The following is a 16,702-nucleotide window of genomic DNA, read 5'->3' as shown; positions in this document are numbered from 1 at the left end:
CCATTTAGCTCACGTGGTCCATCTCGTGTTTTATACGATATAAAGCCTGAAGTAACGGCACCTGGAGTATCTGTTTTCTCAACTGTACCTTCTTATATGCACGGGGCAGATCAAATTGGAAACTATAATTATGCTTATGAGCGTTTATCTGGGACATCGATGGCAACACCAAACGTTGTAGGGGTAGCAGCACTAATTAAGCAAGCACATCCTGATATGACTCCATCAGACATTAAGGCAACACTGATGAATACAGCAGATCCATTATCTGATAAATATAGTGTATATGAAGTTGGGGCAGGACGCGTAGATCCATACAATGCAGTTCATGCTCAAACCGAAATCCAAGTGAAAGATAAAACTTCAACTGTAAAAAGTGTAACAAATAGTACAACAACTTTAGCAGATAAAGGAATTAAACAAATAAAAAACATAACAGGTGCTTTAAGTTTCGGTGAACAAGCCGTTGAAGGTAAAGATTTAACAGATCAACGTTCAATGACGTTATTTAATAAGTCTTCTGTCGATAAGACATATGACGTAAAAGTTCAATTCCAGACGTTAGATGCGCGTTTTACAGACGATTCTAGAGCAGACCAAGATGCAGCAGCAAATGGTGTTACTTTAGATGTGAAGTCATCTGTAAAAGTAAAAAAATACAGCAGTGCAAATATGGATGCTCAGATCAATGTTCCTAAATCTGCAAAACTAGGAACATATGAAGGATATATTGTTTACACAAATCAAAAGAATCCTGATGAAACATATAAAATTCCATTTGCGATTCACACTGTAAAAGAAGGAATTGACTATGTGGAAGGTAATCCATCAGCCTATACAATACCATATGAAGCAGGAAGTAATGCGACAAGATGGTCAATTGGAGCAAACTTTAAATTAAATTCACATATGCGTTATTTTGATTTCTTTCTTGTGGATCCAAAAACAGATAAAGAAATTGGTTTCTTAGGCACTGCGGACGGAATGGGAGCAGACGAGAATACTGATTATTATTTCCGAGGCGTGCTAAATGAAGGTAGATATTATCCGTTAACTGGTAATCCAGACAATCCGATCTCGTTTGATTTTAAGAACACAGATCCAGGATCATATAAGATTCGAATGGTTGGAACGAATGATAGAGGGGAAAGCTTTACAGCAGATGCACCTGTATACTATGGAGAGAGAGAGCCAAAGGTAACAATGAACAATATGAAGGCTGGAGGTATTTACGAAACGGCTAATCCAACCGACACAAAAGTTACCGTATCAGGAAACGTATTTGATAAAGATATCGATGAGATGAAAGTCGCTGGTATTACTGCTTCACAGGGAGACGATAATTTTACGTATTATAATCCTACTAATTCATCAGAAAAAAGTATCCCATTAGACGCACAAGGAAACTTTAACGCAGAAATTCCTTTAAGTACTTCTGGTCCAATTGTCAATGCTATTACAGAGTACGACTTCACTGATTATAGCAAAGCAAGTGTTCGAAATTATGATAGTGTGATAGATGCCTATTTTGTAAGAAAAGGAACGGCTTATACAACAGCAATCGCTGACAAGCAACGTATAAACATGGGTGATTCAACGACAGTAACTTTCTCAACAAAAAATATAAAAACAAACGTAAAGAAAGCAACCTATAGTTTTACTTATCCAAATCAGTACATTGATGCAGTAAAAGTGCAACCAAATGCTGCATTTAAAGATAAGCTAGATGTTCAATATACGAGTGTTCCTCAAACTGGCGGAAGAACATTAATGACGATTACCGCTTCAGCGACTGGGGACCTTGCGAATACAGGTATAGCTGGAGATGCTTCATTAGTAGACGTAACATTCAAAGCAAAAGATCTATACAACAAAGCTCCAATGACTCTTTACAGTCCATCTGGTACTAGATTCTTTAGCGCAGTTTATACAAACGTGGATAATAGTACAGTAACGACACAAGGTATCCAACCATATTTCTATGTTACACCGACATACTCACTTATGAGAGGATTAATTCAAGCAGAAGGATTAATGATGTTTAATGGTTTAGAACCTGAAGTGAAAAAAATTGACTATATCAAAGTAGGTACAAAAATTAGTGTCAAAGATTCTAAAGGTAAAGAATATGGTGTAACGGATCAACCAGGATATTCTGACACAGCACCATACATTTTTAGAACGAGATTACCGATAACAGACGATACATTTACACAAAAAATTGACGTACCAGGTCATTTTACATTTACGAAAGATTTTACAATAGGAATAAAAGATGATGGAAAAGTGAAAGCTGGATCGAAACCAGTTAATTATGATTACATCCCTGGTGGAGATGTGAATAAAGATAATGTCATTGATATAAATGATGCGTTATACATCCAAACATATTGGGGTACAAATAAACGTGATGCCGACATTAACTATGATGGTGTAGTTGATGAAAAAGATATGCAGTATGTAATTAATAACTACACTATGCAAAATCCATGGAATGATAATTCTCCAAAGGCAGTTAAGAAATACAAAGGTAAAACATTAGATGATGTTTTACAAGCACTAGGCTTAGAATAATTAACAGTAAGGAATGGAAAAAACGGTAATCTTTTATAAGATTACCGTTTTTTTTTACGAGACTTTTTAAATAAAGAATTAGTAGGGAAATATATCAAAATTTTGAGTTGAATAGAGATAATGTTGTAATTTGTCGAAAAACATCGAACAAAAAAGAAGGAATTGATGAATTTTGTCAAAATGTCAAAACGACAAACTTTCCGTATAATCGGAATAGAAAGAAAAATAGAAAAATGGGGGAGAATATCAGGATGAAGAGACTTATTAAAAGTACTGCGGTTTTGACATTAAGTACTGGTGTATTATTTAATGCATTTCCAGTCACACACCATCAGCCGGTTGTAAATGCTGCAGCACAATCTTCTATTGAAGAAGTGCTTTCAAAAATGACGCCAGAACAACGTGAAGCTTTAAAGAAAATAGAGGTTACTAGTCAAGAAGGTTTACAATTACCTTCTTCAGTCGATTTAAACAGTACTAAAAATTTATCAGTTATCGTTGAATTGAAAGACAAGCCAGCAAAAGTAGCTGTTTTAGAAGAAGCAGTGAATGGCAACAGTGAATCGCTAGCCGATGCAAAACAAAAAGTTGATGATGCTCAAGAAACATTTAAATCAGATTTACAAACAATTTATAAAGATGATTTAAAAGAAAATAAGAATCTTTATAAAATTAAGCGAACATACAAAAACACGTTAAATGGTGTGGCGATCGATTTACCAGCGAATAAAGTTAAGTCTTTATTAAATTCAAAGGTTGTTAAAGCAGTTTGGCCAAATAATGTGATTAAAGTTGAGCCAGAAAAAATAGCTGAAAGTGCACAAGGTTCAACTACGAAAATGGAAACAGAAGTGTTTCCTGGTGTAAGTAAATTACATGCAGAAGGATTTACAGGAAAAGGTGTTAAAGTAGGGGTTATCGATACAGGAATCGATTATAATCACCCAGATTTAACAGATGCATATAAAGGGTATCGGGCGCAACCTGGCGTTGATCCAAAAACTATCAACCCTAGTTCAGTAAAAGGTTGGGACTTTGTTGATAACGATGCAGACCCAATGGAAACAACGTATGATGATTGGAAAAAATCAGGATTAGCTGAAAAGGATACTTTGACAGGTTCTACTTTCTACACAGAACATGGGACACATGTATCAGGTATTATTGCTGGTCGTGGTAAAAATAATACCGATTACGCAGTAACGGGTGTTGCACCAGATGCTGATTTATACGTTTATCGTGTACTAGGAGTATATGGATCAGGTACAACTGAAGCTGTTTTAGGCGGCATTGACAAGTCGATCTCTGATGGTATGGACGTTATCAATTTATCACTTGGATCGAGCGTTAATGATCCAGAAAATATAGAGAGTCTTGCGTTAAATAATGCAGTTCTATCTGGTGTAACGGCTGTTGTAGCAGCAGGTAACGCAGGAGATGGTATGGATACGTTAGGATCACCAGGGGCAGCAGCGTTACCTATTACAGTTGGTGCGAATGATACGAAAACAGTGATTGAAACATCAAAAGGTACACTACATGGAACAGAAGATGTTACGGCAGATTTAAAATTATTTGGTAAAGGCTTTGAAGATAATGTCACAAGCTTAAAAGGTAAAAATTTACCAATCGTTTTAGTACCTAATGTAGGTGCAGATACTGATTATAAAAATATCGATGTAAATGGAAAGATTGCATTAGTAAATAGAGGATCAGTGGCACTTAATGATAAAATTACAATTGCTCAAAAGCATGGCGCAGCTGCAATTATCCTGATTGATAACGTACCTGGTGAAGGTTTTGTTCCATCGTACTTAGGTAAGGGTTATGGATTTATACCTGCATTCTCAATGTCATATGAACAAGGGGCAGCATTAGTCGCAAAACTTGGTACGGGTAGTCCAACCTTCTCATTTGATGAAATCGGACAAGTAACGGATGAAGGTAGTAAGTTAGCGTCATTCAGTTCACGTGGGCCTTCTCGTATCAATTATGATATTAAACCTGAAGTAACAGCACCAGGTGTTTCCGTATTCTCAACTGTACCTTCTTATATGCATGGAGCAGATCAAATTGGAAAATATGACTACGCTTATGAGAATTTATCAGGTACATCAATGGCTACACCGAACGTAGCAGGTGTTGCAGCATTATTAAAACAAGCAAATCCAAACTTAACACCAGCCGAAATTAAAGAAACATTAATGAATACTGCAGATCCACTAAATGGAGACTATAGTGTATTTGAATCTGGTGCAGGACAAGTTGATCCTTATGAAGCAATCCATTCAAAAACAAGAATCGAAGTAGTGGATGAAACAAAAGGAACATACGATAAAAAAGGCAATTTAACAACGGTAAAAGATTTAACAGGAGCACTTTCATTTGGTTCACATGCTCCAGAAGGAAAAAATATTAGCGAACAACGCACGCTGAACATCTATAATAATAGCAATCAAGCAAAAACATATGATGTGACTGTTTCCTATCAAGCAGACCGTCGTGGTTCATTAGATGCTGACGACAATGGCGTTATGGTCGTGACAGATAAGTCGATTAAAGTTGGGGCAAATTCGAAAAAGAAATCAACTGTCGCAATTACGGTACCAAAATCAGCAAAATTAGGCATTTATGAAGGATTTGTAACATACACAAACCATAATAATCCAGACGAAACATTCCAAGTACCTTTCGGGATTAAAACGGTTGAAGAAGGAATTAACCCAGTAACAATGACTCCACAAGCATTTACGCAAGTATTTGATTCAGCTTATGCAGGTCAATTAATTTATACAAACGCGCAATTTAGTCTGAAAGCAAACTTAAGCACAATTGATATCATCCTTGAAGATGGAAAAACAGGCGAAGAATTAGGCTATGTAGGGACGTTAGATGGCTTGTTAATGAAGGAAAATGTTGCTTTATCAGCGAAAGCATTTAATGGATATTATTATAAACCGACTGGTGATGATGAGCATCCATTTGCATATGATTCTGATTTAGCAAAACCAGGTTATTATAAGATCAAGTTAGTTGGTAAAAATGACGCTGGTAAAACATTTACGCAAGAAGCACCGTTCTACTTTGATAATACGGCACCAAAAATGACAATTAACAGTCCGGATGTTGTTGAATATAAAAACGGTCAGTCAAGTGTCAATATAACTGGATCAGTTTACGATAAAGAAACGGAAGAAATGCAAAAGCTTGGAATGAACTTTAATCAAGGAAGTACAAAAGTGTATTATCAAGACTATAAAAACGGTGGAAGAGCCGTATCGGTACCTGTAAATTCTGACGGAACATTTACAGCGACAATTCCAACAAATGCAACAAAACCGATGGAACTTGTATTCTATGCAATGGATGCGGCTTCAAACAAAACCTTTAAAGAAGGTAGAGATATTTTTGTTACGCGTGATGACGCAACATATGGCTATATGAACCCTGAAAAACGTATGGCAAAAATGGGCGAAACAGCGAATGCTACGTTAATGTTAAAAAATGCAAGTGATGTAAAACAAGTAGTCTATACATTCCAATATAATAAAGCTACTGCAACTATGAATGTCAAACCAAACCCAAGTGTTGCGGATAAAGTGGATGTAAAATTGGAAGATACAAAGCTGGCTGGAACTACTTATGAGGGTAAAGTAACAGTCACAACAAAAGATGGAGTTGCCCCATTATCAGGAAATTTAAATCTTGCAGATGTTGAATTTAAAATGAGTAATACTTATTCTGCGGGGGCTGTAATTTACCCAACAAACTTAACTAGTGTTAACGTAACGGATAGTGGCGGTACGACAAAATCTGTGATATCTGGAAATCCATCTATTTTCTTTATGCAACCAACAACTTCTTTACTTGATGGTTCAACTTTAGCACAAGCGTTCTTGAGACCAGATGGTGCTGCTAGTACTATATATGATTATACAAAAATGGGCATAAAAGTAAAAGCAACTAGTTCAAATGGTACAGTGTATGAAGGGGCAAACTCTTCTACTAATGCTAACTATAGTGTACCGAATTTACCATTATCGGATGATACTTATGAGTTAGAATTAAATATACCTGGTCATTTTACAGTGCATAAAGACTTTACAATCGGATTCCATGAAGATGGAAAAGTGACGAATCAACATCTTAACTTGAAATTAAATCCGGCGGTTGCTGGAGATGTAAATAAAGATGACGTCATTGACGTAATGGATGCATTATACTTACAAACTTATTGGGGTACAAATAAACGTGATGCGGATATTAATTTTGATGGAGTAGTAGATGAAAAAGATCTAGCATTTGTAGAACAAAACTACTTAATGCAAAATCCAACAATTAAATATGCACCAGCTCCTAAAAAGAAATACAAATCACAAACTCTTGAAACTGTTAAGAGTGCATTAGGTGTTAACTAAAAAATAAAATAATAGTTTATGATTAGTCAAAGGGACTTCGGTATAAACCGAAGTCTTTTTTGAATAATAAATATTTATAGAAAAAAAGAATAAAGGATGAAAAAATGGGTACTAAAATCATCATTGATAATCTCTCAGAATTTACGTATTTGAAATGTCTTTTGCCATCTGCATAGTAATTTCTCTATGTAAAATTTTAATAAACTATTGTTGCGTTGATATTATTACTGAAGGAATTATGTACGAATTATTTTGTACAGATTCTTTAGGAGTGTACATTCTTAACAATAAAGCAAAACCAGGATTTGTTGTAGATGATGGTGATGGTAACCAGTTTGTTTCATGTCCTGCTGGTGCTGTACTTTGAACATAAATATCTAATGAGCCATCATCATTATATTTTAATCCTTCAGTTCGGTCACCTATTGAGTAACGGTTAATTGGATTTGCTACAAAGAAATTTGTTGAATCGTAAATACAGATTGACCAAAAATCATTGACAGGTGGTAAATTATTTTTATCGAAGTGAATAATATATTGATTCTGTCCACTTAACGTATTTCCATCACTATCTTTTCTTGTTATCGCATAAACTGCTTCCTTAGGGATATTCGCTCCAGGAGCAAACATAGCAATCATTGCTCTGTTTAAATAGTAGACCCCGTAAGTACCTACACGGTCATAATTTACTGTCCAATTACCATTATTTGAATTTTGAAGGACTAGAAGTGACTTTTGAATAGCTTCTTTTCCATCTCTTACTGCTTTCGTTAAGCCATCTAAAACAACAGGGTCTGATTCCCCAGTAAATAACCCTGTCACAGGATTTAAATCAATTAATTCAAGTTGACTTAATAATGCTTGATCTCTTTTAGGAGCAGGATTTAATTTCATTAATTGAGCCATTAAAGTATAAAACTTAATTGGATCATCATAGTCACTTGTTTGGATTGTTGGAATATTAATGGAACCTTTTGCTTGGTTTTTATTTAAAGGCGCTAACTTGTATGAATCTTGAATTTTATGAACTACTGGCAAATCTTTCTCGTTATCTACTAATGTTCTTCCTAAAATCCAAGTCATATTTGTAGGTGATTTAATTACATTGGTCCCCTTTGGTAATTTACCTTTCCAATCTGGTCCAACTATAATATATTTTCCACCATTATAATCCTTCTTGTTTGATCCTCCAATGTATTTGAATGAGTTAGTATACGCATCCATAAATTGAAAGGTAAAGTATCTATTTATCTTAGGGAAACTTAATACTTGGGGTCCTTTTGATAAATCCAGCCAAGATTGTGAATATAGTGTGTCGTTGTTTGGTTTTACAAAATCCCTAAACTTATCATCTGCCAAATTTCTGTCGTGTTTAAATGTGTTCAGTGCATTTGTTTGCTCAAATTTTTGCATAGTTCTAGCCATCTCTACAAGTGTATAACCGTAAATATATGCGCTCACTCCTGAACTGTACGCTAAATTGGAACGAAATTGAAGTTGGGGTAGAGCTAATGGTGCACTAATTTGTGATGAACTGCTGTTAATTTGATTATGCGTCGAAGTATCAGCAAAAACTCCACTTGTAACGATTGCCATTGATGTCATTACTCCAATTGCTACTGGCACTAATAATTTTTTCCTCATGAGCATTCCTCCAATATTTGATGGGTAACAATCATAACATTAGCAATTTTTAGATAATTTAAGAATTAATAAATTTGGATGGTACTTTAAGTATTAGTTAATCTATTGCTATTAAGCTTTTTAATTCACAAAAAAAGACGAACTCTACATTTTGTAGAAGTTCATCTTTTTTTCTCAGGATATCAATTTAGTAAACTGCTTTCTCTAAATATTCTTGGATTCTTGTAACTTCATATTCAACATTTGGTAAATATATTATATAAATGTCAATAATAACTAAAGTTAATGAACTTTAGTTTATGCTGTTGAAAAAAGTATTTGTCAAATAAATAAGTAAATTCTGATTGATTTCCACTACAGGATGCTCGCTTTCCATGGGGCGAGACCTGAGCCTCCTCGGCGCGCCTGCGGGGTCTCAGCCTTCCTGCATTTCCCATAGGAGTCGAGCACCCTTCCGTTCCAATCAACTTACTCAAATAAAGAAGTCTACAATAAAAACCTGAGCTACTATCTTTTGCTTAGAGTATAAATAACAATTTATTAAACAGTTTGTACGGCCAATAAAATCACACATATTAACATTTAAAGTCATTAATAGTTCATAAAAAAATATAACTTTAACATCAATTACCTTTTTTAAATTTTACGTACGTTTATAGATATTAAAATAGGATTAATCCATTTCATATCAGACCAATAAACAACAATTAATTAAGACATCAAAAAAAGAAAAATATTTTCATTTATACAGAGTGAAAATAATTATTGTTCAATCATTCCAAAGTGTACAAGATATATTGACGCATGTGTTTTTCAACACTCTGAACTAAAGTTAATGAACTTTAGTTTATGAAGCTATAACGTTACAAAATGGTTTTATCTTCTTGTTAATAATTAGTTTTAACGAAATCAAATACTCTTTATGTCAGAAGAAATTTTTTTGAAATAGTCGGTAATAAATTTCTTAAACTCAAGTGCAGCTAAAGATAAATATCTGTTTTTTGACCAAGCAAGTCCTATTGTCAATTGACATGTTGGTTCAACAATTTGGATACGGTCATTAATATCATCAGTAGGACTTAGCCAATCTAAAGCAGGAATAAAAGCAACACCAACGCCTTGCTCTACTAGACGAACAATAGCATATGGTTCACCTACCTCAAAGGATACGTTCTGAATAAACCCAGCATCCTTGCAAAATTTATCAGTAATTTTTCGGTATCCATAACCTGCATTCAAATTAATGAATGTCTCTGAATGTAATTCACATAACCGAACTGATTTCCGCCCTGCGAATTTATGATTTTTAGGAACAATTAAAAAAATTTCTTCGGTTATAAGAGGTTGCCATTCTATTTCGCTATCATCAAAAGGTAATGATGACATACAAAAGTCGATTTCTCCATTATCTAAACTCTTCTTCATCGATGAAATTGGTTCAATTAGTTGTCGAAATTGGACGTCAGGATATTTTGCTAGAAACCCTCCAATTATTTCAGGCAATATTTTAGAAATTGATGAAGAGAATGTAATACTACCCTTACTTAAACCTGCCAGGTCTTGAACAGCTCTTTTCCCTTCTTCTAATTCCATTAACGATTTATTTACTTGTTCTAAAAATATTTTCCCAAATCGATTAAGTTTTATTTGTCGTCCCTGACGATCAAACAACGGTACACCTATATCATTTTCTAATCTTGCAATTGTATTACTCAATGAGGGTTGAGCGATTTGAAGCTCTTCAGCCGCTTTTGTAATGTGCTCTAGTTTTGCAACTTTTTGAAAGTATTTCAATTGAAGAAATTCCAATGTGTTAATTCCTTTCTTAATTGATAGGTTTGAAAGAATGAATTGATTGTTTAACATGTATTATACATTATTAATACTGAATTTTATAATAAAGTTGCTGGAATTATTAGTTCGGATGAAACCAGCAATGTTGGAAGCATATGGCTAACTATTAGTTAGTAAATGATTTATACTTCGATCAATTCTTTATCGTGAAAAAACTTATTTAAATGTAAATAGGAGAAAATGGATGAACCAAGAACTTCTTTATGAATTTATTCCCATATTGGATAAGAAAAAGTGGACAAAGAAGGAGTTAGCAGCAAAATCAGGAGTAAATTATAGCGATATAATTAGAATATTTAACAATAAAAAAATGCTATCTTTCCATTGTTTGGAAGCTATTACACAGGCTATTGGATTACCAGTTGGAGCCTTTTATTACAAATATACACAGTTATGTTTTAATCAAAATGGTTATTTAGATAAACGAAGAAGCATGGCTTACATATATAAGTGTGCTTTATATGGATTTCATAAAGAACTTAATTATATGCTTAATTTAATATTGGAAGAGAGTTCAAAAACAATAAGGACTAAAAATTATCTCATTCTATTTCAAGTTGCAGAAAAGCTTTTTTTAGAAGGTAATGAAAAAGAAGCTTTACCTTTATATAAACTCTTCATTGAACTTATGCCAGACAATACCTCTGAAGAAATAGCAATTAGTTACTTTAGAAAGTTTTACATTATCCGATTAACCGAGGAAGGACAGGCTACGATCGTCTATCTTTTAGAGTATATAAGCTATATGCCAATGGAGTTTCAAGAACTAACATATTTATGGATCACAGCTACTTTTTACACACTTAAACAATGGGATAAGGTCTTTCATTATGCAAAACGTTTAGAAAAAATAGCTCAGATAGAGGATCATTATGGGCGAGCTTTGATGTACCAGTGCTTTGCTTTAACTAGATTAGGAGGATCGTTAGACGAGGTAATGGCAATAATTGATCAATACGAAATCATAAACGAATATTATTCGGATATTGCAATTGGAAACCGTTTTGTTGCGTTAATTGACTTTGGAGAATTAAATTATGTTGACGAATACCGTAACTGGTTAAGAAATCGTACCGATCAATTCGTAGGGATACCAAGAATACTAGAAGCGTATGTAAAGTTAGGACGATTGGAAGATGCAACAGATATAATCTATCATCATGAAAATGAAATGATTAAATTAAAACTGAGTTCAACGTTGAATCAACAAAATTTGTATTTAGATTACTGTTATGCTTTCTCTCTATATAAGTGCGAAAGAAAAGAATATACAGCTGGATTAAACGAACTAATTGATGTAGCTGAGAGAGCAAAAAATATAGGTATTTTTGAAAAGTTTAAACAATGCCTTATTGCAATTTGGAAATATAGAAATTATATGACACCTGAACTCGAACAAAGATACATTAAATTGTTAAGCCTAAACGAGAATCAACAAAATCAGTTAAATTACTTAGGAGCTTATTGATAATAAGCTCTTTTTTTGTTGGTAGATGTATTTAAATTGTGAACTAAATGAATTTAGATATAGAAGGAGTTTAAAAAGGTTACTAGCTCAAGAGAAATGGCGATTGATATATATAAACTTAAATTGAGATCATTCTTTCTAAATTAAACATGTTTTGTTCTGAGTAGTGATTAGGGCAATTCATAGGTATTAGATAATAGGTAGAAAATGTTATCGGGTGTCGAAAATTGTCGAAAAAATATTGATAAAATGCTAAATTTCAGAAAATATAGAATTGTGGCAACCTTAATTATAATTATATTTGAAAGAAGAGAGAAAGTAGGGGGAGAAAGATGAATAATTTTTTGAAAGGTACCGCCATTTTCACACTTAGTACAGGTGTACTATTAAGTTCATTTCCAATTAGTCATTACAACGAGGTAGCAAAAGCAACAACAACAGATTCTATTGAGCAGGTGCTTGCAAAACTTACACCTGAGCAACGCCAGGCGCTTAATCAATTACAAGCGAGTAGCGAAGAAGGCCTTCAGTTACCATCTTCGGTAGATTTAAAGAGTTCTAATAATCTGTCAGTAATCGTTGAATTAAAAGACAAACCTGCGAAAGTAGCAGTTTTAGAAGAAGCTGCAAACGGAAACGATTTATCATTATCAGATGCAGAGCAACAAGTAAATGAAGCACAAGAAACATTTAAAAGTGATTTGCAAACAATATTTAAAGATGATTTAAAAGAGAATAAAAAATTATTCAAGATTAAACGCACCTATAAAAGCTCACTTAATGGTGTTTCAATTGAATTGCCAGCAAATAAAGTAAAATCATTATTACAATCAAAAGAGGTTAAAGCTGTTTGGCCAAATAAAGTCATTAAGGTTGAGCCATCAACAATTGCAGAAGGAACTAGCGATTCGAAAAAAATAGCGACTGAAGTCTTTCCAGGAATTAATAAACTTCATGATGAAGGTATAACTGGAAAAGGAATCAAGGTAGGGGTTATTGATACAGGAATTGACTACAATCATCCAGATTTAACAGATGCGTATAAAGGATATCGAGCACAGCCAGGTGTTGATCCAAAATCGATTAGTCCGAGCTCGGTGAAAGGTTGGGATTTTGTCGATAATGATGCTGATCCAATGGAGACTACATACGACGATTGGAAAAAATCAGGTCTTGCAGAAGTAGATTCATTAAGTGGCTCAACCTATTATACAGAGCATGGAACACATGTATCTGGCATCATCGCAGGTCGTGGTAAAAATAACACAGATTATGCAGTAACAGGTGTAGCGCCAGATGCTGATCTATATGTGTATCGTGTTTTAGGAAAGTATGGCTCCGGAAATACTGAAAATGTTTTAGGTGGAATCGATAAATCAGTAGCGGATGGCATGGATGTTATTAACTTATCACTCGGTGCAGATTACAACGATCCGACTGATGTTGAAAGTATTGCAGTGAATAATGCTGTATTATCCGGAGTAACAGCTGTTGTCGCTGCTGGTAATGCTGGTGATGGTGGGAATTATACTTTAGGAGAACCAGGAGCAGCAGCATTAGCAATTACAGTTGGAGCAAACGATACAAAAACTGAGATCGCTACTTCTAAAGCAACTTTGCATGGGACAACTGAAGTTCCTGCTGATTTAAAATTATTAGGTAAAGGTTTTAGTGACAAGATCGATACGCTAAAAGGACTAAATCTACCAATGGTATTTATTCCAGGTACAGGTGCAGACGCTAACTATAATGGTAAAGATGTAAATGGGAAAATCGTATTAGTAAATCGAGGTACTACGGCAATTGCTGATAAGATAAAAGTAGCTGGGCAACATGGTGCAAAAGCGGTAATTATTATAAATAGTAATGTTGGAGAAGGATTTATTCCTACTTATTTAGGAAATGGATATGGAATGATTCCAGCATTTTCAGTTTCAAATGAACAAGGGACAGTGATGCAATCAAATACTACAGGAACTTCAACATTCTCATTTGACGAAGTGGGACAAGTGACTGACCAAGGAAGCAAATTGGCAAGCTTTAGTTCTCGTGGTCCAGCTCGAATCACATACGATATTAAACCGGAAGTAACGGCACCTGGTGTTGCAGTATTCTCGACGGTTCCTTCTTACATGCATGGGGCAGATCAAATTGGAAATTATCAATATGCTTATGATAATTTATCAGGAACATCAATGGCTACTCCAAACGTAGCTGGGGTTGCAGCTTTATTATTACAAGCAAATCCAAACCTCACGCCAGCTCAAATTAAAGAAACATTAATGAACACTGCGGACCCATTAAATGGAAACTACAGTGTATATGAATCAGGTGCAGGGCAAGTTGATCCATATGAAGCAATTCATGCTCAATCAAGAATTGAAGTTGTTGACGAAACAGAAGGAACGCTAGATAAAAAAGGTAATCTAAAATCAGTGAAAGATTTAACAGGTGCATTAGCATTTGGAGTACAAGCTCCAGCAGGTACTAATATAAGTGATCAGCGTTCACTAAATCTCTATAACAATGATAAAAAAGCAAAAACATTTGATGTGAATGTTACATTCCAAACAGGTCGCCAAGGCTCATTAGATGCAGATGCAAATGGCGTAATGATTGTTACGGATAAATCAATTAAAGTTGGAGCAAATTCGAAAAAGAAATCAACTGTTGCAATCACAATTCCAAAATCAGCGGCACTTGGAACGTATGAAGGATTTGTCACGTATACAAATCACGATAATCCAAATGAAACATATCAAGTACCATTTGCAATTAAAACTGTCGAAGAAGGCATGAACCCTGTAACACTTTCGCCACAAGCATTCACACAAGTATTCGATTCTTCTTATGCTGGTCAATTAGTTTATACAACAGCAAGATTTAGCTTAAAGTCTCATATGCGTACAATCGATGTCATTCTTGAAGATGGAAAAACAAATAAAGAGTTGGGATTTGTAGGTACTTTAGATGGTCTACGAATGAATGAAAATGTAAATCTTGCAGTCTCTAAAGTATTTAGTGGATTTTATTATGCGTCTACAGGCGATGAAAATCATCCATTTGCTTATGATAAAGATTTAGCAAAACCAGGTTATTATAAATTGAAATTTGTTGCTACTAATGATGCTGGACGTACATTTATTCAAGAAGCACCTTTCTATTTTGATAATATAGCTCCTAAGATGACGATTAATAGCCCAGACGTTGTTGAATACACTCCAGGTCAAAGCAGTGTGAATGTAACGGGTTCAGTTTTTGATAAAGATACAGAAGTGATGAAAAACCTTGGACTTCCTTTCACACAAGCAAGTACGAAACTTTATTATCAAGATCAGTTTGGAGGATCGGCAAAACAAATACCTTTAAATGCCGATGGTACATTCTCAATTGATATACCAACAAATTCAACAAGACCAATGCTACTATCATTTTATGCGCTTGACGCGGCATCTAATAAAACATTTAAAGAAGGAAGAGATATTTACTTCGTTCCAAATAACGTGGCTTATTCATTCTTACAACCTGAAAAACGCATAGGTAATATGGGAGAAACGGTTCATTCGACATTAAGCTTAAATAAAGTAAGTAATGTTAAGCAAGCTGTGTTTAAGATTTATCATTTAAATGATGTTGCATCACTTAATGTAAAACCACATCCTAGTGTTGCGGATAAAGTTGATGTAAAACTTGAAGATACTTTTCTTGGCGGCAGTACGTATCAGGCAACAGTAACTGTTACTTTAAAAGATGGAATAGCTCCTTTAACTGGTAATTTATCTTTAGTCGATGTAGCTTCTACATTTAGTCATACTTACACTGCACAAGCTGCTATTTGGCAGAACTACTTAACAAGCGTAACGTATACAGACATGAATAGTTCAACAAAAACTGTATTTAGTAGCAATCCATCATTGTACATGAATCCAACTTATTCACTAGTACGAGGAGGATTGGATGCTGAAGCCTTCGAATTATATTTGGGTGATCCTAGTAATCAACAACCAAATGCTTCTTACCCTTATTCAAAAATGGGGATTAATGTAAAAGCAATAGGCCCAGATGGAAAAGTTTATAATGGAACAATTGATTCTCAAGCAAATACTGTAACTTATAAAGTTCCAAATTTTCCGTTAAATGATGATGTGTATGAACTACAATTTGATGTACCAGGTCACTTTACAGTTCATAAGAACTTCACAGTTGGTTTCCATGATGATGGAAAAGTAATTAATCAAAATCTATTTTTACGAAATAATCCAGCGATCGCAGGTGATGTGAATAAAGATGATGTAATTGATGTATTAGATGCAATCTACATTCATACTTATTGGGGAACAAATAAGCGTGCAGCGGATATCAATTATGATGGAAATGTAGATGCGAAGGATCTTGCTTTCGTTGAAGAGCATTACTTGATGCAAAACCCAACGGTAAAAGACGCACCAACAGCGAAAAAGAAATACAAGAATCAAACATTAGAAAGTGTAAAAAGTGCATTAGGATTATAATGCGTCAATTAAAAGGAGCAACTACATGACTAGTAGTTGCTCCTGATTTATTATAGGGAAATATATTTTTAAACCTGCATTCTGCTAGACTGACCTTTATTTAATCAATATGATAGTACCTCCTGGATTAAATGATGGAAATCTATCAATTTTTAATAGGCTAATGAAATCTCGGTGGTTTTAATAGATTTGTATAAATAAGTATTAATTTGATTATAATTTTTATAGACTAT

At 34.3% G+C, this 16,702-nt stretch carries 6 protein-coding genes; 4 read left to right on the top strand and 2 right to left on the bottom strand.

Going from position 1 to position 16,702, the window contains the following annotated elements; translation table 11 throughout:
* Both ACFCYN_RS13995 and ACFCYN_RS13990 read left to right on the top strand, forming a co-directional pair.
* The coding region (locus tag ACFCYN_RS13995) for a S8 family serine peptidase (protein ID WP_375949920.1) at positions 1–2,574 on the top strand (2,574 nt) is incomplete at its 5' end.
* Between the two features lie 251 nt (positions 2,575–2,825).
* Positions 2,826–6,992: a S8 family serine peptidase gene (locus tag ACFCYN_RS13990; RefSeq protein WP_375949918.1), complete on the top strand. Its 4,167-nt coding sequence runs from the start codon at positions 2,826–2,828 to the stop codon at positions 6,990–6,992.
* A gap of 204 nt (positions 6,993–7,196) precedes the next feature.
* On the opposite strand, the gene ACFCYN_RS13985 is transcribed toward ACFCYN_RS13990, so the two are convergent.
* Positions 7,197–8,636 (bottom strand): DUF1254 domain-containing protein, encoded by a 1,440-nt coding sequence (locus ACFCYN_RS13985; protein WP_375949916.1) that lies wholly within the window; start codon positions 8,634–8,636, stop codon positions 7,197–7,199.
* Positions 8,637–9,545: 909 nt separating this feature from the next.
* A complete protein-coding gene (locus ACFCYN_RS13980) occupies positions 9,546–10,445 on the bottom strand; it encodes a LysR family transcriptional regulator (protein WP_375949914.1) in 900 nt (299 codons plus the stop codon).
* 229 nt (positions 10,446–10,674) lie between these two features.
* Here ACFCYN_RS13980 and ACFCYN_RS13975 point away from each other — a divergent pair, with 229 nt between their 5' ends.
* Entirely contained in the window at positions 10,675–11,958 is a 1,284-nt protein-coding gene (locus ACFCYN_RS13975) for a helix-turn-helix domain-containing protein (protein WP_375949912.1), read from the top strand.
* A gap of 332 nt (positions 11,959–12,290) precedes the next feature.
* Positions 12,291–16,469, top strand: coding sequence for a S8 family serine peptidase (locus tag ACFCYN_RS13970; RefSeq protein ID WP_375949910.1), 4,179 nt, complete (start codon positions 12,291–12,293; stop codon positions 16,467–16,469).
* The last annotated feature ends 233 nt before the right edge of the window (positions 16,470–16,702 follow it).

The organism is Gottfriedia sp. NPDC056225 (assembly GCF_042267765.1).
Taxonomy (GTDB): domain Bacteria; phylum Bacillota; class Bacilli; order Bacillales; family Bacillaceae_G; genus Gottfriedia.
Note: the sequence above shows the minus strand (reverse complement) of the source record. Positions and strands in the feature narration are given on the sequence as shown.